Origin of the sequence: Kribbella sp. CA-293567 (assembly GCF_027627575.1) — a bacterium.
Lineage (GTDB): Bacteria > Actinomycetota > Actinomycetes > Propionibacteriales > Kribbellaceae > Kribbella.
In genome coordinates this window covers 3,346,662-3,370,352 of sequence record NZ_CP114065.1, presented here as the reverse complement: position 1 = coordinate 3,370,352, position 23,691 = coordinate 3,346,662, and the positions used below count along the sequence as shown (strand labels likewise).

Sequence of the window (23,691 nt, the reverse complement as noted above, 5' to 3'; positions counted from 1 at the left end):
CGACGATCAGGGGAGGAAATCAGTGTCGGACAACCAGGTTCCCGACGAGAACGGCGATCCCAAGGGCGAGGATCCCCGAGGCAAGTACATCGACCAGGTCGAGCTGCTGATCGAGGCGTTCGGCGAGGAGCTCGAGATCGCGCCGGAGGACTGGCGCAAAGCGGGGGTCGACTATCTGTACCGGGCGGGCTCGGTGGTCGTCCGGGACGAGGACCTGCCGCGGGTCGTGGAGCTCTTCGGTGGAGGTACTCCGGACGACGGCGGCATCAACGGCGTGACCCGGCTCGTGCTGCCCCGCAAGGTCCCCGACCCGGCGCCCCGCGCGGCGACGGACACCCAGCGCTTCCTCCTGTACGCCGACCGGCGGCTCGGCCGCGGCGTCGTCACGCCGGAGCATCTGGTCTTCGTCTCGCCCAGCGTCAGCCCGTGTCCGGCGACCGAGCCGGAAGAGGTGCCCGCCGGCATCGAGCCGGCGCCGAAGGGCGACGGCAAGTCGACCGGCCGCGGCGTGAAGGTGGTGGTCCTGGACGTCGGCTGGACGGACGCGCCGCAGGCGCCCTGGCTGGACGGGGTCACCGGCGACGCCGAGCAGGTCTACGATCCGCAGACCCAGCTGATCGAGCCGTACGCCGGGCACGGCACCTTCATCGCCGGCGTCCTGCGGATGATCGCGCCGGAGGCCGAGGTGGTGGTGAAGGGTTACCTCGACCGGGCCGGCGCGATGTGGGAGGTCGACCTGGCCGAGAAGCTGTCCGAGGTGCTCGACCTGTCCCCCGACATCATCAGCCTCTCGGCCGGCACCAAGACGCGGTTCGACCTGCCGGCGGTCGGTCTCGACGTCTTCGTCCGGACCCAGCTGAACCGGGTGAACGGCCTGGTGCTGGTCGCCGCGGCCGGGAACGACGGCGACCGGGAGTACTTCTGGCCGGCGGCCTTCCCGGAGGCGGTCTCCGTGGGCGCTCTGGCCGCCGACGGCCAGAGCCGGGCGTCGTTCAGCAACTACGGCACCTGGGTCGACGTGTACGCGCCGGGCGAGGATCTCGTCAACGCCTACCTCGACGGCAAGTACCGGTGCACCGAGCGCCCGGACACGGGCACGATCCGCACCTTCCAGGGAATGGCCCGCTGGAGCGGTACGTCGTTCGCGACGCCGCTGGTGGCCGGCCTGATCGCGGCCAGGATGTCCGTCACGGGCCAGACCGCGCAACAGGCGGCCGGGTCACTGCTGGACTTCAGCCTCACCCAGGCGATCCCGGGCGTCGGAGCGATCCTCCGGCCGGAGGACGCCCTGCGCTGAGCGGGCCGCCGACGCGGTACGTGGTCCCCCCTTGCCCTCCACGTACCGCGTCAGGCCCTCCCCCCGGGCTTCAGTTGGCCCCCGCCGCATCCGCCCTCGTCAGGTCGGAGCCCCCAGCGGCGGCCCTGATACATCTTCCGCAGAAGTTTTTTTCGCGGGCCGATCGTCAGCGGATCAGGGCGACGGTCTCGCGAGCGATCTGCCACTCCTCGTTGGTGGGGACGACCAGCACCGCGACCGGGCTGTCGTCGGCCGAGACCCGGCGGGCGTCCGCGCCGGAAGCGGTGTTGCGGCTCTCGTCGAGCTCGATACCGAGGCGTTCGAGATTCGCCAGCGAAGCGGCACGGGCGGCGGCGGAGTGCTGACCGACGCCGGCGGTGAAGACGATCGCGTCGACGGTGCCGAGGACCGCGTAGTAGGCGCCGACGTACTTCTTGATGCGGTGGCAGTAGACGTCGAAGGCCAGCTGGGCCCGCGCGTCCCCCGCCTCGCGGCGCTCGGACAGTTCACGGAAGTCGTTGCCCCCGGCAAGGCCTTTGAGACCGGAGCCGTGGTTGAGCAGCTGGTCGATCTCCGCCACCGACTTGCCGAGCTCGCGCGCCAGGTGGGCATGGATCGCCGGGTCGAGGTCGCCAGACCGGGTGCCCATCACCAGGCCCTCCAGCGGGGTCATGCCCATCGAGGTGTCCACCGACTCACCGCCACGGATCGCGGCCGCGGAGCAGCCGTTGCCGAGATGCAGCACGATCAGGTTCAGGTCGGCCAGGTCCCGGTCGAGCAGCCGCGCCGCCTCGGCGGCGACGAACGCGTACGACGTACCGTGGAAGCCGTATCTGCGGATCCCGTGGTCGTCGCGCAGTTCCAGCGGCAGCGCGTAGGTGTAGGCCTCCGGCGCAAGGGTCTGGTGGAAGGCCGTGTCGAACACGGCGACCTGCCGCAGGTCGGGGAACAACCGGCGCGCGACCTCGATTCCTTCGAGGTTCGCCGGGTTGTGCAGCGGAGCCAACGGCACCAGCTCGGTGACGGCGGCCACCAGTTCGTCGTCGATCAGGGCGGGATCGCCGAACCGCGCTCCGCCGTGGACGACGCGGTGCCCGATCGCCGCGAGCTCGACGTCGTCGAGGGACGGGCCGTGGGAAGAGAAGGCCTCCAGCGCGGCGCGCAGCGCGTCCTCGTGGTTCTCGACCTTCAGCTTGGTGCTGAGCTCGCCGTCGGGGCCGCGATGACTGTGATGGCCTTCGGCCTCGCCGATCTGCTCGACCAGGCCGACCGCGGGCGCTGCACCGGAAGCGGCGTCGACCAGGCTGTACTTGAGCGACGACGACCCCGCGTTGATCACCAGCACGTAGTCGCTCATCGCTCGCTCCGCTCGTCGCTGTGCTGGGCCTGGATCGTGGTGATCGCCACGGTGTTGATGATGTCGCGCACGGTGGCACCGCGGGACAGGTCGTTGACGGGTTTGCGCAGTCCCTGCAGAACCGGGCCGACGGCAACGGCGTTCGCCGAGCGCTGGACCGCCTTGTAGGTGTTGTTGCCGGTGTTCAGGTCGGGGAAGATGAAGACCGTCGCCCGGCCGGCCACCTCGGAGTCGGGCAGTTTGGTCCTGGCCACCGCGCTGTCGATGGCGGCGTCGTACTGGATCGGCCCCTCGACGAGCAGCTGCGGCGCCCGCTGGCGAACCAGCTCGGTCGCCTTGGAGACCTTCTCCACGTCGGTGCCGGTGCCGGACGAGCCGGTCGAGTACGACAGCATCGCGACCCGCGGCTCGACGCCGAACGCCGCGGCGGTCGCCGCCGACGAGATGGCGATGTCGGCGAGCTGCTCGGCGGTCGGGTCGGGGTTGACCGCACAGTCGCCGTACACGAGCACCTGGTGCTCCAGGCACATGAAGAACACCGACGAGACGACCGAGACGCCGGGCAGCGTCTTGACCACCTCCAGGGCCGGGCGGATGGTGTGGGCGGTGGTGTGGACCGAGCCCGACACCATCCCGTCGGCCAGACCGAGCTGCACCATCATGGTGCCGAAGTACGAGACGTCCCTGACCTGCTCGCGCGCCTTGTCCAGGTCGACGCCGCGGTGCTGCCGCAGCCGGTGGTACTCGTTCGCGAACCGCTCGCCCAGCTCCTCGTCGTCCGGGCTGAGGATGTGGGCCGCCGAGATGTCGACGCCGAGCGCGGCGGCCTTGGCGCTGATCACCACCGGATCGCCGAGCAGGGTCAGCTCGGCCACGCCGCGGCGCAGGACGACGTCGGCGGCCCGCAGGATCCGCTCCTCCTCGCCCTCGGGCAGCACGATGTGCTTGCGGTGGGCAACTGCCTCGTCGATCAGCTGGTGCTCGAACATCAGCGGCGTGACCGCGCCGCTGCGGGCCACCGCGAGCCGGTCGAGCAGCCCGGAGCCGTCGACGTACTGGTCGAACAGGGCCAGGGCCAGATCGACCTTGCGCGGCGAGTTCCTGGTCAGCCGGCCCCGCACCGCGGTCAGCGCGGTGGAGGTCGCGTGGGTGCCGAGCCCGGTCTCGATGATCGGCAGGGTGCTGCCGACGCCCTCGATCAGCCGCAGGATCTGGTCGGGCAGCGCGAACCCGCCGTTCAGGAAGATCGCCGACACCTGCGGGAAGTTCTGCGAGGCGTTGGCCATCAGGACGCCGACGACCACCTCCGGCCGGTCCGCCGCGGTGATCACGGCGGCGCCGTCGAAGAGCCGGTCGAGGACGTTCGGCATCGTCATCCCGGCCACCACCAGACCGGTGACCTCGCGGGACAGCAGCTGGGCCTCGCCGTTCAGCAGCCGGCCGTCGACCGCCGCCATCAGGTCGGCCACGGCCGGTGCGCTGAGCAACGGCTCCTCCGGCAGCGCGTACGCCGGTACGCCGGCCTTCGCCATCGCGGCGACCGTCTGGTCAAGCTGCCCAGGATCGACCCGGTTGGCGACGACGGCGAACAGTGAACCGTGGTTGGCGGTCAGCTCGGCGTTGGCGATCTCGGAGAGGGTGCCCACGTCCTCGGGGCTGCGGCCCGCGCCGTTGAGTACGAGCAGTACGGGCACCCCCAGGTTCGCGGCGATCCGCGCGTTGTAGGAGAACTCGGTCGGCGTGCCCACATCGGTGTAGTCGCTGCCGACGATGAGCACGGGGTCGCCGCGCTCGGCCACGTCGCGGTAGCGCTGCACGATCAGGTCCAGCGCGGCATCAGGGTCGGCGTGCACCTCGTCGTAGCTGACGCCCACGCAGTCCTCGTAGGGCAGCGAGACGGCGTCGTGCGAGATGAGCAGGTCCAGGACGTAGTCGCGGCCGCCGTACAGGTCGGTGTCCGGCCGCACGATCGGCCGGAACACCGACACCCGCTCGACCCGTTTGGACAGCTGCTGGAGCACTCCCAGGGCCACGGTCGACTTGCCGGTGTAGCCCTCGACCGATGCGACGTACACGCTGCTTCCCATAGGGGAACCCTAACTAGGGCACGAGCACCCGCCACAGAGGCAGGTACGCCGGGCGGTCCGGCTGCCCGATCTGATAGGCGGTCAGGCCTGACTGCTGGGCCGCCGTGATCTCGACCGGGTTCTCGCCCTCGAAGAACGACCGGCACGGCGCCGCCGCCTCACGGCCGCGGACGAACAGCGCCGCCGCGGGCTTGAACTCCGCCGTGGTCCGCGGCGTCAGGATCCGGTCACCGAACCACTCCCACGGGAACGGCTGCGCCTCGGTCCAGGTCGAGTCGACGAAAGCCTTGGTCGCGGCCGCCCGCTCGACGTCGGTGGCACCCCACTCCGGCGGCACGTTGGTGATCAGCCCGACCGGCACTCCCACGGCCCGCAGCAACCGCAGATGCCGCAACGCCCCCGGCATGTACGTCGTCTGCCCCGCGACTCTGGTGTCCACCAAGGTGTTTCCGAGGTCGAACCAGACCACCGAACACGACGGCCGGTGCTGGTTGGTCACGGGGACGGGAGCAGCCGTCGCCACGCTCGCGGGAACGACCAGGGCGGCGCCCACGGAAAACGCCACCACCAGCCGGGAGATGAGCCTCACTGTGCCTCCAAGGATTGAGCCGGGGGTACCGGCTTCTCATGCACAGCATGAATGCAGCGGCGCAGGAGCGGCCAGTACTCCGGTATGTCGTCCTGGCCGGTTTCCTGGCGGCCGTGGCGGTCGCCGCCGTGGTGGGCGCGGTCGGCGTACAGGGAACGACCGATACCTACCGGCAGCTCGAGCAACCCGCCTGGGCGCCGCCGAGCTGGCTGTTCGGGCCGGTCTGGACAGTCCTCTACGCCATGATCGCGGTCAGCGGCTGGCTGGTGTGGCGGCAGGTCGGCTGGTCGCGCGAACTCGTCCCGTACGGCGTACAGCTGGTCCTGAACGCCCTCTGGACTCCGCTCTTCTTCGGCTCCGGCCTCCGCGGACTCGCCCTGGTCGACATCGTTCTCCTCTGGCTGGGCATCGCCTGGACCGTCTGGGTCTTCCGCAAGGTCCGCCCGGTCGCCGCCGCGCTGCTGCTCCCCTACTGGGCCTGGGTCAGCTTCGCCACCGCCCTCAACGCCTCGATCTGGTACCTCAACCGCTGACGCCGGTACGACGAACGGGGCGGCCGATCAAGGTGATCAGCCGCCCCGCGCTCGTGCCCGCTGCTACCGGAGGGTGTAGCGGACGGTGTCGTGGCGGAGGACCTCGCCGGAGACCTTCACGATCCGCAGCGTGTGCGGGTTGTCCTTCATCCCGCTCTGCGCGAACACCGGGCGGGCCGTGACCCGGGTGTCGTTGTGCAGGTTCACCCGGCGGACCAGCTTGCCGTCGAGGTAGACGTCGGCCTCACCCTGGTCGGGGCCCAGGGCCGTCAGCCACTCGACCGCCGTGCCCTTGAAGGTGAACTCGACCGCGGCGCCGTTGACGGTGGTCGCGTGGACGTCGTCGTGGTAGTCGCCCCGGAAGCTGATGTCCAGCGCCACCGTGCCGACCGGCCGGGTCGCGAGGTACTGCTTCTTGATCGTGACGATCTTGCCGTCGACCGTGTAGTCGGTGCCCTCGACCAGCGCCTTGCCGGCGTTGGTGATCCCGGCCAGCTCACCCGGGTCCCGGGCGATCTCGGTGCTGACGTCGGCCTGGGCCGCCGGGTTCTTGTCGAAGCCCGCGCTGTCGGGGTTCAGCAGGCTGACCTGACGCACGGTCAGCTTGTCGAGCAGCATGTAACCGCCCGACTTCTTCACGCCCCGGATCGTGTGCGTTCCGTTCGGCAGGTCGGAGATGCTGTAGACGACCTGCTGCGCCCCACGCCCTTCGGCCTGGTGGGTGCTGACGGTCTGCTTGAACTCACCGTCGATGTAGATGTCCACATCGCCTTGTGACTCGTGCTTCTCGGTCACGTAGTCGACGCCGGTGCCGACGAAGGTGAGCGAGAACGCGTCGTCGTTCTTCTCGGTGAACTGCACGTCGTCCTGGTGGTCGCCGTAGCCTCGCCCGGTACTGCGGCTCCACGATCCGGTGTAGACGATCTGCGAGTCGTCGTTGTTCAGGTCCACCGTCCGGACGCCCGCGTCGGCGGCCTTCTCGGCCGCCTTCCTGCCGGCCGCGGCGGAGTCCGTCACGGTGACCTTCAGCGGCTCCGACACCGCGGCGACCTCACGGTTGCCGTTGCGCTGCCAGTCGCCGGTGTAGGAGACGCGCAGATCGTCGTCGTTGACGCGGACCGTCGACTTGCGCTCCGGCTTGACGGTGAACAGCCGGGTGCCGTGCGGCGGCACGGTCGCCGCGGTGTACGCCGACCCGAACTCGCCCAGGTTCTTCTTCGCCCACAGGTCACGCACGTCGGCCGGCCCGGTCAGGCCGAGATCCGACCAGTTCACGGTGATGTCGGCCTCGGTGGCGCCGAGGTTGAACAGCGCGACGGTGTAGGAGCTGTCCGCGTTGAGCGAGTACCACACCTGCTTGTTGGTCTTCGTCGAGACCGGCTGCGCGGGACGCCCGGCCTGGTTCACCGCGATCACCTCGCGGTTGGTCAGCAGCTCCAAGCCGTACGGGTCGAGCTTGGTCAGGTCGTTGCCGAGGTAGAACGGCGCCGCGGAGACGGCCCACAGGGTGGCGGCGGTCCGGCGCTCGTCCTTGGTCAGCCCGTCCATCTTGCCGTTGCCGACCAGCAGCGAGTCCAGGTCGTTCCAGCCGCCCGGCCCGGCGTGGCGCCACCAGTCCGCCGCCCGGGGGAAGAGCCGCGAGATGCTCGGCCAGTTCGTCAGGGCCTCGCCGGGGCAGTAGCACTCGACGTCCCAGTCGACCCGCCAGCCGTTCGCCCACTGCTTCCAGTAGTCGGCGTACTTGATGTCGAGGGCCCAGGACAGCTCGAACCAGATCTTGTGCCTGGCCAGCGCCTGCGACCAGCCCTTGACCTCGTCCCGCGCGTCCATCGACAGGTCGTTCTTGCCCGAGCCGGGCGTCACGCTGTCGTACTTGAGGAAGTCGACGCCCCAGCTGGCGTACAGGTCCGCGATCGAGTCGATGTACTTCTGCGAACACGGGTTGGTCATGTCCATCCGGTGCCCGAAGCCCCAGTAGTCACCCGGCTGGTGCGGCTTCACGGCCAGATCGCCGGTGCTGCACTCCGGGTGGCCGAAGACCGGGTAGTCGGCCTTCAGCGTCTCGTCCGAGATGCCCGGGATGCCGTACAGCCCGACCTTCTGCCCGTTGGCGTGGATGTGGTCGATCACGTCCTGCAAGCCCTTGGGGTACAGGGTTTTGCTGGGCACCGGCCGGCCGTAGGCGTCCAGCCCGCCGTTCCAGCCGGCGTCGATGTTGATGTACTCGTACCCGAACGGCTGGAGCGTGCGGTGCATCGCGTCCGACTGGGCCTTGAGCTGCGCCGCGGTGATCCAGCCACCGGGCGTCGGCTCGTACACCTGCATGCTGTAACTGCTCCAGCCCATGTAGGGCTTCTGCGCGACCTCACCCGCGGGGGCGAGCGGGTCCGGCGTCGCGGTGACGCTCGCCGCCGCGGAACCAGCCGCGGCGGTGGCCGTCGCGGTCTGCGCCCTGGGCGGAGCCGGCATGGCGGAGGACGAGGAGGACAGGCCGAAGGAGCCGAGCGCGGCGATCACGACAGCCGCGAGCACACCTCGCATCGCTGTCCTGGTTCGAAGGGATCTGGTCATGAGCGGCGACCTCTCTACGTGGTGCAGCGTCCGATCCCCGGGTGGATCACCGGGCAAATCGGATACGATATAGGAACCCTGAAGGGTGCCGGACGCTGTGTCAAGATCGCGCGGGCATTAACTTTCCTTGGGTAACAAACTCGTCGCGAGGTCGCCGCGCGGTCAGCGCAGGGCCGCGGCGAACAGCGGCACCACCTGGTCGAGGGCGTAGCCGATGGACAGGATCGAGTCGGTGGCGAACGCGCTGCTGAGCGTCTTGTCGGTGAAGACCACCACCCGGCCGGCCTTGACCGACGGCACCGCCCTGAACAACGGGTCGCCGCTGATGGTCGAGGCGTCGACCCCGATCGGCGCCATCACCGTCAGGTCGGCGTCCAGCAGGTCGAGCTGCTCCTGGGAGACCTTGACGGAGAATCCGTCGGTCGCCTTGGCCTCGACCTTCGGGTTGTTCCTGAACCCCAGCCGCTGGACGAAGTCCACCCGGCCGGTGCCGCCCACGTAGGCGCCGTACCCCTCACTGGTCCGCGAGCCCAGCGTGATCGTCTTCCCGGCGAACTCCGGATGCGCCGCGACGGTCTTCGCGAACTTCTCCTTGGTTGCCGCGATCAACTGCCTGCCCTGCTCCACCCGCCCGAGCGCGGCGGCCACCATTTCGGTCTGCTTCTCCCACGAGACCTTGTACGAGTCGCCACCGGCCGGTACGCCGACCGTCGGCGCGATCCCCTTGAGCGTGTCGTACCGGGTCTGGTCGCCACTGGACTTGGTGTCCAGGATCAGGTCGGGCTTCAGCGCGGCGATCTTCTCGAACTCCGGCTCCAGCGTGCCGATCTTCTCCGGCGCCTGCTGGTACCGGCCGGTCGCCCAGGGCCCGAGGCCGTCGCCGCCGAACGCGAGCCAGTCGCTGGCTCCGACCGGCTCGACTCCGAGCGCCAGCGCCGTTTCCGCGTCACCCCAGCCCAGCGCCACGACCCGCTTCGGCTCGGCCGGGATCGAGATCTCGCCGAACTTCGTGGACACCTTGGCGAACGCGGCCGCGGGGTCCGCCGTCCCGCCGTCGCCGCCGCACCCCGCCAACGTCACTACCGCGGCCAGCACCAGCGCCGACGAACGAACCAGGCTTCGAGTTGAGAGAAGTCGCATGTCGTCAAGGTTAGCCTGCCCTAACTTAACCGGATCACGCAGCCTCAGCCAGGCGCCGCGGCCGGTTGCAGTTCGGCGGAGATCCGGGCTCCGGCCAGCAGCCGGAGAACGGCCGGGTCCGGAGTGGCGACCAGGCAGCGCAGCCGTGCCGAGTGGAACCGGGCCTGGGTCTCGCGAACGATCCGGGCCACCAGTTCGGCGCCGTCGACCGAGATCTGCAGGTGCACGCGCAGCGTCTTCGGGCGCCGGTTGGCCACCTCCAGCAGGACCTTGCGCAGGGCGACCGCCAGCCGTACGTCGATCGTGCCCGCCACTGTCACGGTCACGGTCTCGCCTGTTGTCGACAACACGATCTCGCCCGGCGGCTCCGCCGTCCCCGTCTCGGTCTCGCTCACCCGGGTCCTCTCCGCAGTCGATCCCGGCCCCACGCCGCGACCGGTACCCAGCCGGCAATCCACCATGCCAGGTCCCGGCGGCACCAGCATGCACCACCCGTGTCGCCGCAACCCGGCCCAGCCGCTGCTGACAAGATGACGGCGTGGACATCCTGCGCCGGAACAACGTCGTGGTGACCGGCAACCCGGACGGGCGCCCGGTCGTCCTGGCCCACGGATTCGGGTGCGACCAGAACATGTGGCGGCTGACCGTCCCCGCGCTGGCCGACGACCACCGGGTGGTGCTGTTCGACTACGTCGGATCCGGCCGGTCCGAGCTGTCGGCCTTCGACGAGTCGCGCTACGCCTCCCTCGACGGGTACGCCGACGACCTGGCCGAGGTCTGCGCCGCCCTCGACCTGACCGGAGCCGTCCTCGTCGGGCACTCGGTCAGCGCGATGATCGCGGTGCTGGCCGCCCGGAAGGCGCCGGACCGGATCGGTGCGCTGGTGATGGTCGCGCCCTCTCCCTGCTACGTCGACGACGGTGACTACCGCGGCGGCTTCAGCCGCGAGGACATCGACGAACTGCTCGACTCGCTGGAGTCGAACTACCTCGGCTGGTCGGCCGCGATGGCCCCGGCCATCATGGGTACGCCGGACCGCCCCGAGCTCGGCGAGGAGCTGACCAGCAGCTTCTGCGCCACCGACCCGGCGATGGCCCGCGTCTTCGCCCGCACCACGTTCCTGTCCGACTCCCGCGCGGACCTGGCCACCGTCGGGGTACCGACTCTGATCCTCGAGTCGACCGAGGACGTCATCGCGCCTCGCCAGGTCGGCGCCTACGTCCAGGCGGCCGTCGAAGGATCGACCCTCGTCACCCTCGACGCGATCGGCCACTGCCCGCACCTGTCGGCGCCCGAGGCCACCAACGCGGCGATCACGCGCTTCCTGGCCCAGCTGGGATGACGATCCAGGACAGCACCGAGGAGGCCTACGAGACCGCCGCGTGCGGACATCTCTCGACCTCGCTGGACGGCATCATCGTCAAGGTCAACGACACTTTGCTCGGCTGGCTCGGGCTGCCCCGCGAAGCAGTGGTCGGGCAGCTCCGGTTCACCGATCTGCTGACCGTCGGCGGCAAGCTCTACCACGAAACCCACCTCGCTCCCCTGCTCAGCCTGCAAGGCGAGGTCAACGGCGTCGCGCTGGAGCTCAAGCGCGACGGCGGCGTGCGGATGCCCGTACTGGTGTCCTCGGCCGTCTCGTACGACGGCGACGGCCGGGGCCGGCTGATCCGCACCACCCTCTTCGACGCGCAGATCCGGCGCGCCTACGAGGAGGAACTGCTGCGGGAGCGACAGGCCGCCGAGCAGGCGCGACGGCAGGCCGAGGAGGACCGGGCCCGGCTGCAGGACGCGCTGGCCGTCCTCCAGCAATCGTTGCTGCCAGCAACCATGCCGGAGGTGCCCGGGGTCAGGATCGCGGCGTACTACCACACCGCCTCGCCCGATCAGCTCGGCGGCGACTTCTACGACGTCTTCTCCATCGACAGCGAGCGCTGGGCGTTCTTCCTCGGCGACGTCTGCGGCAAAGGGCCCGCCGCGGCCGCGGTGACCTCGGTCGCCCGCTACACCCTGCGCGCCGCGGCGTTGCACGATCCGGCGGCCGCCCTGGGCACGCTGAACGCGGTACTGCACGAGCGGTACGCCGGTGGCGACCCGCGGTACTGCACCGCTGTCTTCGGCACCCTGCGTACTGACCCGGCCACCGGACGGATCGCCGTCCGGTTCGCGTCGGGCGGTCATCCACCGCCGCTGCTGGTCCGCGCCGACGGCGCCTGCGAGTATCTGCACAGCGTCGACGGCACGCTGATCGGCATCCTGCCCGGCTCGCAGTTCCCGCACACCGACGTCACCCTCGAACCGGGCGACCAGCTGCTGCTCTACACCGACGGGCTGACCGAGGCCCGGGTCGCCGGCCGGCACGACTTCTACGGGCCGGAAGCCCTGCAAACGCTGGCCTCTCAGCATGCCGGCACGTCACCGACCGCGTTCGTCGAGGCACTGTCCGGCGTCCTCGCCGGGTTCGGGCCGCGCCTCGCGGACGACACGGCCCTGCTCGCCCTCGGCGCTCCCCGTCGCTCACGCGACGGGGTATGAAATCTTTACCTCCCACCGGTCCGATCAGCGGCGGTGGCCAGGCATCATATGGCCCATGGAACAGTCTGCTCAGCTTCCCGGAGTCCGGAGGGTCGACCCACCGCTCACCCCGGCCCCGGCGAACTCTCCGGAGCCGTTCGGGGCGGACGCGTTCGCTCGCCTGGCGGTCGAGCTGCACGACGCCGAGGGAATGAACGAGACGGTCGAGGCCGTGGTCCAGTTCGCCCTGCAGGCCGAGGCCTGCTCGTACGCCGGTGTCACGCTGACGGTGAGCGGCCGTCGCGAGGTCGCCGCGGCCACGGATCCCCTGGTGGTGGAGATCCACCAGTTGCAGTCCGAGCTCGGGGAAGGGCCGTTGCTGGCCGCGCTCAGCGAAGGGGTCACCGTGCACGTCACGGACGTCGAGGCCGAGACCCGCTGGCCGGGCTGGGCGGCCGCGCTGACGCAGTACCGGGTGCGGTCGTCCCTGCACGTGCCGATGTGGGCCGGCCCGGAGCTGATCGGGGTGCTGTCGCTGTTCAACACCGAGCCGCACGCGTTCTCGGTCGACGACGAGGCGATCGCCCAGATCCTCGCCCGGCACGCCTCGGTCGCGGTCGCCTCGGCCCGCGACGGCGAGACGATGACCGCGGCGGTGGACGCGCGCAAGCTGGTCGGTCAGGCGATGGGCATCCTGATGGAGCGGTTCGACATCGACGACCCGCGCGCCTTCGAGATCCTGAAGCGCTACTCCCAGCAGCACAACGTCAAGCTGCGGGACGTCGCCCAGGAGTTGATCGACACCCGCAAGCTGCGAGGCTCGTTCGGTGAGTGAGGAACTGCTGACGTTCGAGGTCCTGGACCGCGGCGCCGATGTCGTGGTCAGCATCTCCGGCGAACTGGACTTCGGCACCACCGCCGAGTTCCAGTCGGTACTCCAGCCGCTTGCGCGGGGCGGGCGACCGCTGGTGCTGGATCTGGCCGGCCTGGCCTTCTGCGACTCGACCGGCCTCGGCGCGCTGGTCCGGCTGCACAAACTGACCGAGGAGAGCGGCGGCAGGCTGAGTCTGGCCCGCCTCCGCCCGCGGATCGAGTCGACGATCAAGCTGACCATGCTGCACCGGCTGCTGCACCTCCTGCCCGAGGTGCCTGCGGATCACTCAGGCCCGGTGATCCGCGACTAGCGAGCCGGCCAACCGCATCGTCGCCTCGTCCAGGTCCGACCGCTGGAGCGAGCCCAGTACGCCGTACGCCGCGACGACGCGTTGCTCGAACCCGTCCAGGTCGAAGCCGGGCACCTCCGCGGCCAGTGAGCCGGCCGATGCCGGATCGAAGGGCAGTTCGAGCAGCGCGTAGATCTCCGTCAGCAACGGGCGGAGCACGTCGTCGTCGCCCGCCACGACCAGCGTGCTGAACAGCCACGCGTTGCGAACGACCCGCTGGCCGGTGCCCACCAGTTTCACCACCCCGCGAGCGTTGACGCTGTGCGCGCCCGGACAGTACTCGCCCGGTACGGCGCCGACCCGCGCGTCGATGCCGGCCTCCCGCAGCAGGGCGGCGTACAGGTCACCGAAGTACTGGAACCTGCTCTCCAGTCCCTCGGGAGCGAGCGGCTCGTGCTTGACGTGGTCGATCACCAGGGCTTGCGGGGTGTAGGCAACAGGCCGGCCGCCGACCGCTCGGACCAGCGGCTCGAACCCGGCCGACCGGGCTGCCTGCACCGCGGCGCCGAATCCGGGCAGCCGGGTGTCCCGCCGCCCGAAGACGACCACCGGCGCGGACGGACGGTAGATCCGCAGCGCCTCGCTGACGTCCGCGGTCGAGGCCCGGCTCACCAACGCATGAGCGAGCGCCAGCTCCATCGCCTCGTCGCCGGCCGCACCTGAGAAGAAACGCACCTCGGCATCGTGTCACGTCCGCCAGGACGTCACCCGGCTCCGGGCCGCGTGGCCGTCACTTGACCGCGGTCGCGGCCTTGTCCCAGTTGTCGTGCAGCCGGTCGAGATAGGACTGCGCCTGCCTGCCGGGCTTGGCGCCACCGGCGAAGGCCCGCATGTTGCCGGAGCCGGTGTTGTAGCCCAGGGCAAGCAATTCGTCCTTGGTGAAGGTCCCGCGCCGGCGAGTCGGCAGTCGTGCGGCGAGGTCGTGCAGGTGCCAGGCCGCGGCCTCGATCGCCAGCTCGGGGTGGTCGGGCAGCTCTTCCCAGCTCCGGCGGGCGAACCGGCCCCGCTTGGTCTCGTCGAAGGCGGCGCGGTGCATGTTGGCGATCCCGAACGCGGCATCGGGCTTGATCCGTTGCCACGAGCGTTCCAGGTCGGGCCGGTGCGGTTTGTAGTCCTCGTTGTAGAGGATCGCCATCAGCAACTGCGGGCTGATTCCCGCCTTGCGGGCGGACCGGCGTACCGGGGCGGCGAAGTGCGCCGGATCGTAGTCCTCGAACCATTCCGCGGCGGTCGGCGTCGCCTTGGGCTTCGGCGTCCGGGACGCCTCAGGCGTCCCGCGCTTCCCGGGCGTCTCCGTGACGGTGGCCTGGGGGGTAGCGGTCTTCTCCGGCGCAGCGGTTTGCTCGGCGTCCCCGCCCCGCGCGGCCCACGCGCCCACCACCACGGCGCCCACCGCGAGCCACCACCAGCCCTTGCTCACCCGACAAACCCTACTTCGTCTCCAGTTGACTAGACCGCGACGGTTTCGGTGAGAGCCGGTGAGGTCGCGAAACTGCCGTGCGGTTGAGGTTGCGCGGCCGTCTGGTCGTCAGCGGGACTCTCCAGGTAGGTCTGCCAGCACCAAGCCACCACGTCGTCCGCGTCCGGCCGGTCCGCCGGGCTCTTGGCCAGCATGCGCATCAGGTACTGCCTGAACCTCCCGTCCAGCCGCGCCGGCTGCACCGGTACGCCGACCAAGTGCTGCCGCAGTACGCCGGCCGGCGTGTCCGCGAGGAAAGGCGGATCGCCGGTCAGCAGTTGGTACAGCACGCATCCGAGCGAGTAGACGTCGGCAGGCGGCCCGACCGGTTCTGCCTTGGCTCGCTCCGGCGCTACGTAGTAGCTGGTACCGAGGATGCCGCCGTTACAGGCCGGCTCTTCCGGCTGGTCGCTCACGAAGCACGCGATGCCGAAGTCGGCGATCTTGACCGTCCCGTCGGCGGTCATCAGCAGGTTGCTCGGCTTGATGTCGCGATGGACCACCCCTTGGTGATGCGCCGCCGACAGTCCTTCCGCCGCCTGCGCGATGATCCGGGCGGCGAGCGGCGGGCTGAACGGCCCTTGGTGCCGCAGCGACGTCGCGAGGGTCTCCCCCACGACGAGTTCCATCACGAGATAGAAGCTCTCGCCGTACGGGCCGAAGTCGTGCACACCGACCACATGCGGGCTGTTCACCACCGCGGCCGCCTGCGCCTCGCGGTGGAACCGTTCGGCCGACGCCTCGTCGGTGCTGTCCGGCCGAGGCAGCTTGACCGCCACCGGCCGCGTCAGCACCTCGTCGGTGGCGCGCCAGACCTCCCCCATCCCGCCGTGCCCGATGACAGAGTCGAGTTCGTACCGGTCCGCGATGCGCATCACACCTCCCGACGATCCTCTGGACCACCAGGTACCCCTTCACTCGTCCAGCCACCGCGACACTCCGCACCGAGATGCGCCCGTAACCGAATCAACATGCCGACGGCAACTGATCAGCCGGGCCGACAGCCAGTCACCGTCCACCAGCACGTGCTGAAGGTCCCAGTGATAGTCCGGGAAGGCCTTCACCACCGCCCGCAGGCCGGTGACGTAGTGGTCCAGGCCGGCGACCGAACCGGAGACGTCCTCGGCGACGAACTCACCGAGTTCTTCGAACCGATACTCGTTGCACCGCTGCAGGTAGCGTCGGTAGAAGTCCACCCGGTCGTCGCGCGATGACACCGAGGATCTCCCGTCAGTACGGCGGACGTGCCGGAGTGGTCAGAGCTGTTCGCGGAGGGCGGGGCCGAGTTCGTTCTCGAAGAACTCGAAGAAGCCGTCCGGGTCCGGGCCGGCGTTGAGCAGAGCCAGCCGGTCGTACCCCGCGTCGGCGAACTCCTTCGCCACCTCCACGTGCCGCTCGACATCGGGTCCGCAGGCGAACTGTTCTGTCATGTGGTCGGCGGTGACGAGTGAGGTGGCGGCGTCGAAGTTCACCGGGTTCGGCAGTTCGGCCTGCACCTTCCAGCCGGTCACGCCGAACCGGAACAGGCGTCGAGCCGACTCGGCGGCTTCAGCGGCCGACGGCGCCCAGGCGAGCGGCACCTCGGCGTACCGGGGTCCCTGTCCGCCGGCCTTCTCGTACTCCGCGATCAGGTCCGCGCGAGGCTCTGTGGTGAAGAGCGCGTCCCCCAGCTCGCCCGCGATCCGAGCCGCGGCGGGACCGCCGGCGGCGACCGCGATGCGGGGCAGGGGATCGGGCAAGTCGAAGACCCGGGCGTCCTCCAGCCGTAGGTGCTTTCCCTCGTAGGAGTGGTATCCACCGCTCCACAGCAGCCGGATGATCTCCAGTGACTCACGGAGCATTTCGTGGCGCTGGGCGACCGCCGGCCACCCCTTGCCGACGACGTGCTCGTTGAGGCGCTCTCCCGCTCCGAGCCCGAGCGTGAACCTGCCACCGGACAGCAGCGCAGTGGTCGCCGCCGCCTGCGCGACGATCGCCGGGTGGTAGCGGATGAACGGGCATGTCACTCCGGTCGCCAGCTCGATCCGCGAGGTCCGCACGGCGGCGGCCGCGAGCATCGAGAAGGCGAAACCGGAGTGCTCGTGCTCGGGCACCCACGGATGGAAGTGATCACTGACCTCGACGAAGTCGAACCCGGCCTGCTCGGCCCGGACCGCCTGGTCGACGATGTCGGTCGGTGAGTAGGCCTCAGCGATCAGCTTGTATCCGAGTCGCATCCGATCAGGCCGCCTCAGTCGCGCGGGAGCTGCTCGTTCGGATCCTCGTCGGGATCGGGCTCCGGGATCGAGAGCGGGCTGTCGTCACCCGGCCGCCCGCCGACCTCCGGGTTTCCCACTCCGGGATCGTCGACCAGATCCGGGTTCTCGTTCGGGTCGCTGCCCGGACCGGTCGGCACGATCGGCGGCATCGGGGTGGTACTCATGGCAGTAACCTCCTGGTAGTTGGACGAAGTTCTGGTACCCCAAGGGCGCTTCGGGCAATCAGCCCCGGGGATCGGACCGGCGAGCGACCGAAGGAGAACCATGCCGAAGGTGCCGGCACTCGCGGAGCTGCAGCAGCGCCGGAGTGAGAAGTGGTACGGCCACGGCGAGGGCGTGATCGCCGCGACCGTCGCCGAGATGGATTTCGAGCTCGCCGAGCCGATCACCGCCGTACTGCGGGACGCGATCGCCCGCAGCGACCTCGGCTACACCTCCGGCGTACCGTCCGCGCTCGGTACGGCGTTCGCCGGGTTCGCGCAGCGCAGGCTGAACTGGCAGGTCGACCCGGACCGGCTGACGTTGGTCCCCGACGTGATGATCGGCCTGATCGAACTGTGCCGGCTGATCGCGCCGGGCGGTTCGATCGGCTTCGCCAGCGCCGCCTATCCCCCGTTCCTCCAGCAGCTCCCGGCAGCCGGGTTCTCGCTGGCGCCGATGCCGTTGCTCCCCGACGGCTCTTTCGACTTCGACACCCTCTCCGCCCGGCTCCAGGACGGCCTGGACATCCTGATCCTCGCCAATCCGCACAACCCCACCGGCCGCACGCTGCCGGAGGCCGAACTGGCCCGCATCGCGGAGCTGTGCGCGCAGTACGACGTCTGGGTGCTCGCCGACGAGATCCACGCACCGCTCGTCCTGCCGGGCGCCGAGCACAAACCGTGGCTCGAGGTCTCCGAAGCGGCCCGGTACTGCGGTATCTCACTCACCTCCGCGTCCAAGGCCTTCAACCTGGCCGGTCTGAAGGCCGCGCTGGTGATCAACTCCTCGGACCGCGCACAGGACCTCGTCCGCCGCCTGCCGCTCACCAACGACCAGGTGGGGTTGCTCGGCGTTCTGGCGGCCGAGGCGGCCTTCACCTCGGGTGACGAGTGGCTGGACGACGTGCTCCGCCAGCTCGACCGCAACCGGACGCTCATCGGCGAGCAGCTCCCCACCGGGATCATCTGGACTCCCCCGCAAGCCACCTTCGTGGCCTGGCTCGACTGCACCCAGGCCGGTGCCGGCGCCGATCCGGCCGCGTTCTTCCTCGAACACGCTCGGGTCGCGCTCAGTCAGGGCCGGACCTACGACCCCGCCGCCACCGCGTTCGTGCGCCTGAACTTCGGTACCGGTGAAGAACTCGTCACCGAGATGCTCACCCGGATGTCCGGCGCGCTGCGGCGTCAGTAGCGAGCCAGGTCATCGAGCCGCCTGAGGCCGGCGCGGCCGGTCTTCAGCTCGATCGCGTCCTCGGTGATCCGGGCGATGTCCGCCAGCGGCAGGTACCAGACGTCGCCGAGCCTGCTGTGGACGAGTGCGCGCAGCAAGGCCGGGCCGACGTGACGTTCGTAGCCGAACAACCGGCTGGCGTGGCGCTCGACGACGATCAGGCCGTCGATCCGGAACGCCGCCTGACCGCCGCCCGGAGGCAGCGGTCCGTCCTGCACCAGCCGGACATCCGCGACACCGCCGACACGCTGCTGGTCGCGATCGACCACGGGCCGGCCGAGCAGCTCATTCAGGCGCATGGCCGGCTCCCGGAATCTTGTCGATGACGTGCCGCTCGACCCAGTCGTCGCCGGCGGTCAGGTCGAGGTCGCCGGGCACGATCTTGACCGCCGTACCGACCTCCATCACTCGCACGGCAGGGATTCGCTCCCGGCCGGAGATCAGCGCGGACACCACCGGCGGGTCGGCGTCCAGGTCCAGTTCGACGTCGTCGACCTTGCCCAGCAGGGCTCCGGTCGCCTGGTCGATCAGCTGCCGGTCCAGCAGATGCAACTGGGCGTGCAGCACCCGTCCCGTCATCCTCATCGCCCCGCTCTGGTCAGGATCATCAGTGGGATCGCGGCAACGGAGGCCAGCAGCAGCAAGCCGAGATAGAGCTGCGCGAAGAAGTTCAGCACCCGGCCGTTCACGTGCTCGCCCATGTAGTCGGGATCGTTGGCGATGATCAGGATCGGCAGATAGGTCAGCGGCAGCGCGACCGCGGCGAACACCACCGAGTACTCCGTCACCTTGACCGGATCGACCATCGTCATCAGGGTCAGGATCGCCAGCAGCAGGCAGACGATCATCACCAGGTGGAACCGCGACGCCTGCCGCGGCCGGACGAACTTGCCCCACTGCCAGCCGAAGTACTGCGCGATCGTGTAGCCGCTCGACAGCGCCGTCTCCAGCGCCGCGCCGAAGGTGGCCGCGAACACCCCGATCAGTACGACCGCCAGCCCGACCTTGCCGAAGGCAACGGCCGCCGGCAGGGTCACCTGGCCGAGGGTCTCCACCTGGATCCCGGCCGGCAGGTAGAGCACCGCGGCGCAGCCCGCGATCGCCAGCGACAGCAGGCCACCGAGCGGGAACCCGATCAGCACGTTCGAGCGTGCGACCGACAGGTCCCGCCGGGTCCACTTCTCCTCGACCCCACCGGAGGAGAAGAAGAACACCTCGTACGGCGTCATCGCCGCGCCGAACAGCGCGATCGCGTAGTACGCGTAGGTCGCCCACGTCTCGTGCCCGACGGGGTGCGGGTTGCTCGCCTGGTGCACCAGCTCACCCCAGTCCGGGCCCAGCTTCCACAGCGCGACGGCGAAGACGATCAGCAGCAGGCCCATCAGCCCGAACATCGTCTCCAGCCGGGAGAACTTGACCCGCCAGATGACCAGCCAGACCGCCAGCGCGGCCAGGGGTACCCAGAGCAGGTAGTTGACCCCGGTGGCCAGTTCGAAGGCGAGCGCGACGCCGCCGATCTCGGCGATCAGGGTCAGCAGCGTGACCAGGAACGAGGCGGCCAGCGTCACCAGTCCGGTCCGCCGGCCGAGGCGTTCGCGGATCAGGTCGAAGACGGGGCGGCCGGTGATCGCGACCACCCGGCCGGACATCTCGGCGTACAGGCAGATGCCGATCACGCCGAGGACCACGACCCAGCTGAGCCGCATCCCGAAGCGGGCGCCGACCAGGGCGTTGGTGACCAGGTCGCCGATGTCGACGAAGCCACCGATCGCGGTGAGGATGCCGAGGGTGACCGCGAGCAGCCGCTTCACTTCTCGGTCTCCCCCAGTTCGCGCAGGCCCGCGGCGGTGCCGGTCAACTGCCGCACCAGCTTGCCGACTCCGTCGGTGTCGCCGTTGGTCAGGGCGATCCGCAGGTCGGTCAGGGTGCCCTCGGCAACCTCCAGCGCTTCGGTGAACCGGTCGTAGGTCTGCCGGGACTCAGGAGTCTTCGGCTGTTGCCGGCCGAAGGTGCTGACGACCTGCTCCATCGCCTCCTCCGCCTCGCCGACCATCCGGGTGGCGGGCTGGGACCACAGCTTGCGGTCGAGGTACGCCTGACCGGCCACCCGTGCGGCACCGACCGCCGACGCCGCGTCGCGCGCGGCGCGGGCGCCTTCCGACCGCAACTGCTGGTCGGGATCGCCGCAGCCTGCCGTCAACGCCAGCAGCAGGCAGCCGACACCGCACCAACCGAAGAGACGCCGCACCCGAAAACCCCTGTCCGTCGAACCCCTGTCCGTTAGTCGTACTCAGGCCGGGTACCCGACTTCGGAGCCACCATGCGTAACGGCGTGCCCGCCGGGGAACCGGACGCGGCACAGACGAGCTTTTGGAGGCGCAGTGAAGATCGGCTATTTCCTGTCCAGCGAGGAGTACACCCCGGCGCAGTTGATCGAGCAGGCCAGGGTGGCCGAGGAGTCCGGTTTCGACGGTCTGTGGATCAGCGACCACTTCCATCCCTGGAACGACGAACAGGGACAGAGCCCGTTCGTCTGGTCGACGATCGGGGCGATCTCGCAGGTGTGCGAACTGCCGGTCACGACGGCCGTCACCTGTCCGACGGTCCGGATCCATCCGGCCGTCGTCGCGCAGGCCGCCGCGACCTGCGCGGTCCTGCTGAACGGCCGGTTCAGGCTGGGGATCGGCAGCGGCGAGGCGCTCAACGAGCACATCTTCGGTGGCCCGTGGCCGACCGTGGACGTCCGGCTGGAGATGCTCGAGGAGGCCGTCGAGATCATGCGGAGACTCTGGAGCGAGGACGGCTTCGTCTCGCACCGCGGCAAGCACTACACCGTCGACACGGCCCGGATCTACACCCGCCCCGACGCCCCGTTGCCGATCTACATGTCGGGTTTCGGCCCCGAGGCGACCGATGTCGCGGCCCGGATCGCCGACGGCTTCGTCACCACCAGCCCCGACCGGGAGCTGCTCGAACGGTTCCGCAAGAACGGCGGCTCGGACAAGCCCGCGCAGGCCGGCTTCAAGGTCAGCTACGCCCCGACCGCCGACGAGGGGATCGACCAGGCCCACCGGATCTGGCGCAACGCCGGCCTGCCGGGCGAGCTGGCCCAGATCCTTCCTTCCCCGCGGCACTTCGAACAGGCCGGCGAACTGGTCACCAGGGAGCAGACCGCCGGCTCGATCGCCGCCGGGCCGGACGCGGCCGACCACCTCGCGGCCTTCCAGCCGTACGTCGAGGCCGGCTTCGACGAGATCTACGTCGCGAACATGGGCCCGCATTCCATCGACATGATGAAGCTGTACCGCGACGAGGTACTGCCCGAGCTGCGCCGGTCAGGTCAGTAGCGCGGCAGCGGCCCGGAGATCGTCGACGAAGAGCCCGAAGTCCCGGCGGTACTCGTCGGAGCGCACCACAGCCGACGGATGGACTGTCGCCACGGCGGCAGTCCCATCCGGGAGTTCCGTCGGGCGGCCGCGGTGCTCGGTGACCTTGAAGCCGGTGCCCAGCAGCGATCGGGCGGCCGTTGCTCCCAGGACCACCACCAAGGCGGGCTCGACGATCTCGAGTTCCCGCCGCAACCACGGGCTACAGGCAACGATGTGCCCGACGGCCGGGGTCTTGTGGATCCGCCGTTTGCCGCGCCGCTCGAACCGGAAGTGCTTCACCGCGTTGGTCACGTAGACCTCGGTGCGATCGATCCCGGCCGCTTCGAGCGCCTTGTCCAGCAGCCTGCCGGCCGGCCCGACGAAGGCCTCTCCCGCCTTGTCCTCGACGTCGCCCGGCTGCTCACCCACCAGCATCATCCGCGCCTTCGCCGGACCACCACCCGGTACGACCTGCTCCGCGTCCTGCCACAGATCGCAGCCCCGGCAGTCCGGCAGCGCCGCCTCGAGCTTGGGCAGACCGCCCCGGGCGGGCACCCACTCCGCCGCTCCAGCGAACTTCTGCATCACTGGCTCCCTTTCTAGCGGCGCTTCTTGAGCACGCTGTGGGTGCCGTCACACAGCGGTTTCAGAGCGGAACGGCCGCAGCGGCACAGGGCGATCGTCGCCCGACCGGGATCGATCAGCGCGCCGTCCTCGTCGCGCAGCTCGAAGTCACCGCGAACGATCAACGGCCCGTCGGGGTAGGCACGAATGCTGGCTGCTCCGGGCTCGGACGATTCACTCATGCGCTGCCGGTACCCACCGGTAAAAATGCTTGAGGCACCGATCCGGCGGGTACTGGGCCGACGTCAGAAGGAGACACACCATGCAACTGCCCCCACCCCGTGGGCCGCTCACCCGTTGGCTGACCGATCACCTCACCGGCCGTCCGGCGGTACCGCCACCGCCGGTCGTGGTGACCGGCGAGCCGTGGGCCGACGAAGACCTGCAACTCGCGCTGTGGTGCTGCTACGAGCTGCACTACCGCGGGTTCGACGACGTCGACCAGGCCAGCGAGTGGGACCTGGAGGTGCTGGCCTTCCGCGCCGAGCTGGAACGGCCCTGGACCGAGTGGCTGACCAGCAGCTACCGGCCGGAAGTTGCCGACGGCAAACCTTCGCTGTTGCTGAAGCAGCTGATCGAGCACGACGACGGACCGTCGCTGTCCGCCTACCTGCAGCGTCATGCCGACCTCGACGAGTTCCGCGAGTTCGTCCTGAACCGGTCGGTCTACCAGCTGAAGGAAGCCGACCCGCACAGTTTCGGTATCCCCCGGCTCGACGGCGCGGCCAAGACGGCGCTGGTCGAGATCCAGTCCGACGAGTACGGCGGCGGGCGGCCCGAGCGGATGCACGCGGAGCTCTTCCGGACGACGATGAGCTGGCTCGGCCTGGACGGCAGCTACGGCCGGTACGTGCCCGAGGTCCCCGCCGTCACGCTGGCCGTCTCCAACGCGATGTCGTTGTTCGCCCTGCACCGCCGCTGGGTCGGCGCCCTGATCGGCCACCTCGCGGCCTTCGAGATGACCTCGACCCTGCCCAACCGCCGGTACGCCGGCGGCGCGGTCCGGCTCGGCGCCGATCCGGCTGCGGCCCGCTACTTCACCGAGCACGTCGAGGCCGACGCCGTGCACGAGCAGATCGCGGCGCACGACCTGTGCGACAGCTACGCCCAGGACCACCCCGAAGCCGTGGCCGACATCGTCTTCGGGGCAGCCTGTTCACTGGGGCTGGACAACCTGTTCGCCGCGCAGCTGCTCAGCAGCTGGGACGCCGACAAGAAGTCCATCCGGACAGCCAGCTGA

Annotated in this window: 27 protein-coding genes; 9 read left to right on the top strand and 18 right to left on the bottom strand. The window is 69.8% G+C overall.

Annotation, left to right across the window (positions count from 1 at the left end; genetic code table 11):
• Nucleotides 1–22 precede the first annotated feature (22 nt).
• A complete protein-coding gene (locus tag OX958_RS15790) occupies nucleotides 23–1,297 on the top strand; it encodes a S8 family peptidase (protein ID WP_270138445.1) in 1,275 nt (424 codons plus the stop codon).
• Between the two features lie 166 nt (nucleotides 1,298–1,463).
• On the opposite strand, the gene OX958_RS15785 is transcribed toward OX958_RS15790, so the two are convergent.
• From OX958_RS15785 to OX958_RS15775, 3 genes are read right to left on the bottom strand one after another with little or no spacing between them, the layout of a single operon-like run.
• On the bottom strand, nucleotides 1,464–2,654 hold the full coding sequence (locus OX958_RS15785; protein WP_270138444.1) for an acetate/propionate family kinase: 1,191 nt from the start codon (nucleotides 2,652–2,654) through the stop codon (nucleotides 1,464–1,466).
• A complete protein-coding gene (gene pta / locus OX958_RS15780; RefSeq protein ID WP_270138443.1) occupies nucleotides 2,651–4,741 on the bottom strand; it encodes a phosphate acetyltransferase in 2,091 nt (696 codons plus the stop codon). The genes OX958_RS15785 and pta overlap by 4 nt, the downstream gene beginning before the upstream one ends.
• Nucleotides 4,742–4,754: 13 nt before the next feature.
• Complete coding sequence (locus OX958_RS15775; RefSeq protein ID WP_270138442.1) at nucleotides 4,755–5,330, bottom strand: HAD family hydrolase; 576 nt, start codon at nucleotides 5,328–5,330, stop codon at nucleotides 4,755–4,757.
• Nucleotides 5,331–5,377: 47 nt separating this feature from the next.
• Between OX958_RS15775 and OX958_RS15770 the strand changes: the two genes are divergently transcribed.
• Entirely contained in the window at nucleotides 5,378–5,863 is a 486-nt protein-coding gene (locus tag OX958_RS15770) for a TspO/MBR family protein (protein ID WP_270138441.1), read from the top strand.
• A 63-nt stretch (nucleotides 5,864–5,926) separates the two neighbouring features.
• On the opposite strand, the gene OX958_RS15765 is transcribed toward OX958_RS15770, so the two are convergent.
• The 3 genes from OX958_RS15765 to OX958_RS15755 all read right to left on the bottom strand — a co-directional run bounded on the left by OX958_RS15765 (nucleotide 5,927) and on the right by OX958_RS15755 (nucleotide 9,969).
• Complete coding sequence (locus tag OX958_RS15765; protein ID WP_270138440.1) at nucleotides 5,927–8,434, bottom strand: X2-like carbohydrate binding domain-containing protein; 2,508 nt, start codon at nucleotides 8,432–8,434, stop codon at nucleotides 5,927–5,929.
• Nucleotides 8,435–8,596: 162 nt separating this feature from the next.
• A complete protein-coding gene (locus OX958_RS15760; protein WP_270138439.1) occupies nucleotides 8,597–9,574 on the bottom strand; it encodes an iron-siderophore ABC transporter substrate-binding protein in 978 nt (325 codons plus the stop codon).
• 44 nt (nucleotides 9,575–9,618) lie between these two features.
• Nucleotides 9,619–9,969, bottom strand: coding sequence for a hypothetical protein (locus OX958_RS15755; protein WP_270138438.1), 351 nt, complete (start codon nucleotides 9,967–9,969; stop codon nucleotides 9,619–9,621).
• 143 nt (nucleotides 9,970–10,112) lie between these two features.
• On the opposite strand from OX958_RS15755, the gene OX958_RS15750 reads away from it, so the two are divergent.
• From OX958_RS15750 to OX958_RS15735, 4 genes are read left to right on the top strand one after another with little or no spacing between them, the layout of a single operon-like run.
• On the top strand, nucleotides 10,113–10,916 hold the full coding sequence (locus OX958_RS15750; RefSeq protein WP_270138437.1) for an alpha/beta fold hydrolase: 804 nt from the start codon (nucleotides 10,113–10,115) through the stop codon (nucleotides 10,914–10,916).
• Complete coding sequence (locus tag OX958_RS15745) at nucleotides 10,913–12,109, top strand: PP2C family protein-serine/threonine phosphatase (RefSeq protein ID WP_270138436.1); 1,197 nt, start codon at nucleotides 10,913–10,915, stop codon at nucleotides 12,107–12,109. The genes OX958_RS15750 and OX958_RS15745 overlap by 4 nt, the downstream gene beginning before the upstream one ends.
• A 55-nt stretch (nucleotides 12,110–12,164) precedes the next feature.
• Nucleotides 12,165–12,923, top strand: coding sequence for a GAF and ANTAR domain-containing protein (locus OX958_RS15740; protein ID WP_270138435.1), 759 nt, complete (start codon nucleotides 12,165–12,167; stop codon nucleotides 12,921–12,923).
• Nucleotides 12,916–13,272, top strand: coding sequence for an STAS domain-containing protein (locus OX958_RS15735; RefSeq protein ID WP_270138434.1), 357 nt, complete (start codon nucleotides 12,916–12,918; stop codon nucleotides 13,270–13,272). Before OX958_RS15740 ends, OX958_RS15735 begins: the two co-directional genes overlap by 8 nt.
• Here the strand turns inward: OX958_RS15735 and OX958_RS15730 are convergent.
• Genes OX958_RS15730 through OX958_RS15705 form a run of 6 tightly spaced genes read right to left on the bottom strand, consistent with a single transcriptional unit; the run spans nucleotide 13,249 to nucleotide 17,192 of the window.
• The gene (locus OX958_RS15730; RefSeq protein WP_270138433.1) at nucleotides 13,249–13,986 is read right to left on the bottom strand and encodes a lipoate--protein ligase family protein; all 738 of its coding nucleotides are present in this window, start codon (nucleotides 13,984–13,986) and stop codon (nucleotides 13,249–13,251) included. The genes OX958_RS15735 and OX958_RS15730 overlap by 24 nt on opposite strands.
• A 55-nt stretch (nucleotides 13,987–14,041) precedes the next feature.
• On the bottom strand, nucleotides 14,042–14,731 hold the full coding sequence (locus OX958_RS15725; protein ID WP_270138432.1) for a transglycosylase SLT domain-containing protein: 690 nt from the start codon (nucleotides 14,729–14,731) through the stop codon (nucleotides 14,042–14,044).
• 29 nt (nucleotides 14,732–14,760) lie between these two features.
• The gene (locus OX958_RS15720; protein ID WP_270138431.1) at nucleotides 14,761–15,645 is read right to left on the bottom strand and encodes a serine/threonine-protein kinase; all 885 of its coding nucleotides are present in this window, start codon (nucleotides 15,643–15,645) and stop codon (nucleotides 14,761–14,763) included.
• 39 nt (nucleotides 15,646–15,684) lie between these two features.
• Nucleotides 15,685–15,987 (bottom strand): ester cyclase, encoded by a 303-nt coding sequence (locus tag OX958_RS15715; protein WP_270138430.1) that lies wholly within the window; start codon nucleotides 15,985–15,987, stop codon nucleotides 15,685–15,687.
• A gap of 39 nt (nucleotides 15,988–16,026) precedes the next feature.
• Nucleotides 16,027–16,986, bottom strand: coding sequence for a TIGR03557 family F420-dependent LLM class oxidoreductase (locus OX958_RS15710; RefSeq protein WP_270138429.1), 960 nt, complete (start codon nucleotides 16,984–16,986; stop codon nucleotides 16,027–16,029).
• A 14-nt stretch (nucleotides 16,987–17,000) separates the two neighbouring features.
• Nucleotides 17,001–17,192, bottom strand: a complete 192-nt coding sequence (locus tag OX958_RS15705) for a hypothetical protein (protein WP_270138428.1) — start codon at nucleotides 17,190–17,192, stop codon at nucleotides 17,001–17,003.
• A 100-nt stretch (nucleotides 17,193–17,292) separates the two neighbouring features.
• On the opposite strand from OX958_RS15705, the gene OX958_RS15700 reads away from it, so the two are divergent.
• Nucleotides 17,293–18,420: a MalY/PatB family protein gene (locus OX958_RS15700; protein ID WP_270138427.1), complete on the top strand. Its 1,128-nt coding sequence runs from the start codon at nucleotides 17,293–17,295 to the stop codon at nucleotides 18,418–18,420.
• On the opposite strand, the gene OX958_RS15695 is transcribed toward OX958_RS15700, so the two are convergent.
• Genes OX958_RS15695 through OX958_RS15680 form a run of 4 tightly spaced genes read right to left on the bottom strand, consistent with a single transcriptional unit; the run spans nucleotide 18,414 to nucleotide 20,707 of the window.
• Nucleotides 18,414–18,758: a hypothetical protein gene (locus OX958_RS15695; RefSeq protein ID WP_270138426.1), complete on the bottom strand. Its 345-nt coding sequence runs from the start codon at nucleotides 18,756–18,758 to the stop codon at nucleotides 18,414–18,416. The genes OX958_RS15700 and OX958_RS15695 overlap by 7 nt on opposite strands.
• A complete protein-coding gene (locus OX958_RS15690) occupies nucleotides 18,745–19,038 on the bottom strand; it encodes a hypothetical protein (protein WP_270138425.1) in 294 nt (97 codons plus the stop codon). The genes OX958_RS15695 and OX958_RS15690 overlap by 14 nt, the downstream gene beginning before the upstream one ends.
• A 2-nt stretch (nucleotides 19,039–19,040) precedes the next feature.
• The gene (locus tag OX958_RS15685) at nucleotides 19,041–20,270 is read right to left on the bottom strand and encodes an NRAMP family divalent metal transporter (protein WP_270138424.1); all 1,230 of its coding nucleotides are present in this window, start codon (nucleotides 20,268–20,270) and stop codon (nucleotides 19,041–19,043) included.
• A complete protein-coding gene (locus OX958_RS15680; RefSeq protein WP_270138423.1) occupies nucleotides 20,267–20,707 on the bottom strand; it encodes a hypothetical protein in 441 nt (146 codons plus the stop codon). The genes OX958_RS15685 and OX958_RS15680 overlap by 4 nt, the downstream gene beginning before the upstream one ends.
• A gap of 133 nt (nucleotides 20,708–20,840) precedes the next feature.
• Here OX958_RS15680 and OX958_RS15675 point away from each other — a divergent pair, with 133 nt between their 5' ends.
• Nucleotides 20,841–21,806 carry a TIGR03557 family F420-dependent LLM class oxidoreductase gene (locus OX958_RS15675; RefSeq protein ID WP_270138422.1) on the top strand — a complete coding sequence of 322 codons (966 nt, stop codon included), beginning with the start codon at nucleotides 20,841–20,843 and terminating at the stop codon, nucleotides 21,804–21,806.
• Here OX958_RS15675 and OX958_RS15670 read toward each other — a convergent pair.
• Nucleotides 21,795–22,412 carry a UdgX family uracil-DNA binding protein gene (locus OX958_RS15670; protein WP_270138421.1) on the bottom strand — a complete coding sequence of 206 codons (618 nt, stop codon included), beginning with the start codon at nucleotides 22,410–22,412 and terminating at the stop codon, nucleotides 21,795–21,797. The two genes, OX958_RS15675 and OX958_RS15670, sit on opposite strands and share 12 nt — an antisense overlap.
• A gap of 14 nt (nucleotides 22,413–22,426) precedes the next feature.
• Nucleotides 22,427–22,633 (bottom strand): CDGSH iron-sulfur domain-containing protein, encoded by a 207-nt coding sequence (locus OX958_RS15665; protein ID WP_270138420.1) that lies wholly within the window; start codon nucleotides 22,631–22,633, stop codon nucleotides 22,427–22,429.
• A gap of 80 nt (nucleotides 22,634–22,713) precedes the next feature.
• Here OX958_RS15665 and OX958_RS15660 point away from each other — a divergent pair, with 80 nt between their 5' ends.
• Complete coding sequence (locus OX958_RS15660; protein WP_270138419.1) at nucleotides 22,714–23,691, top strand: iron-containing redox enzyme family protein; 978 nt, start codon at nucleotides 22,714–22,716, stop codon at nucleotides 23,689–23,691.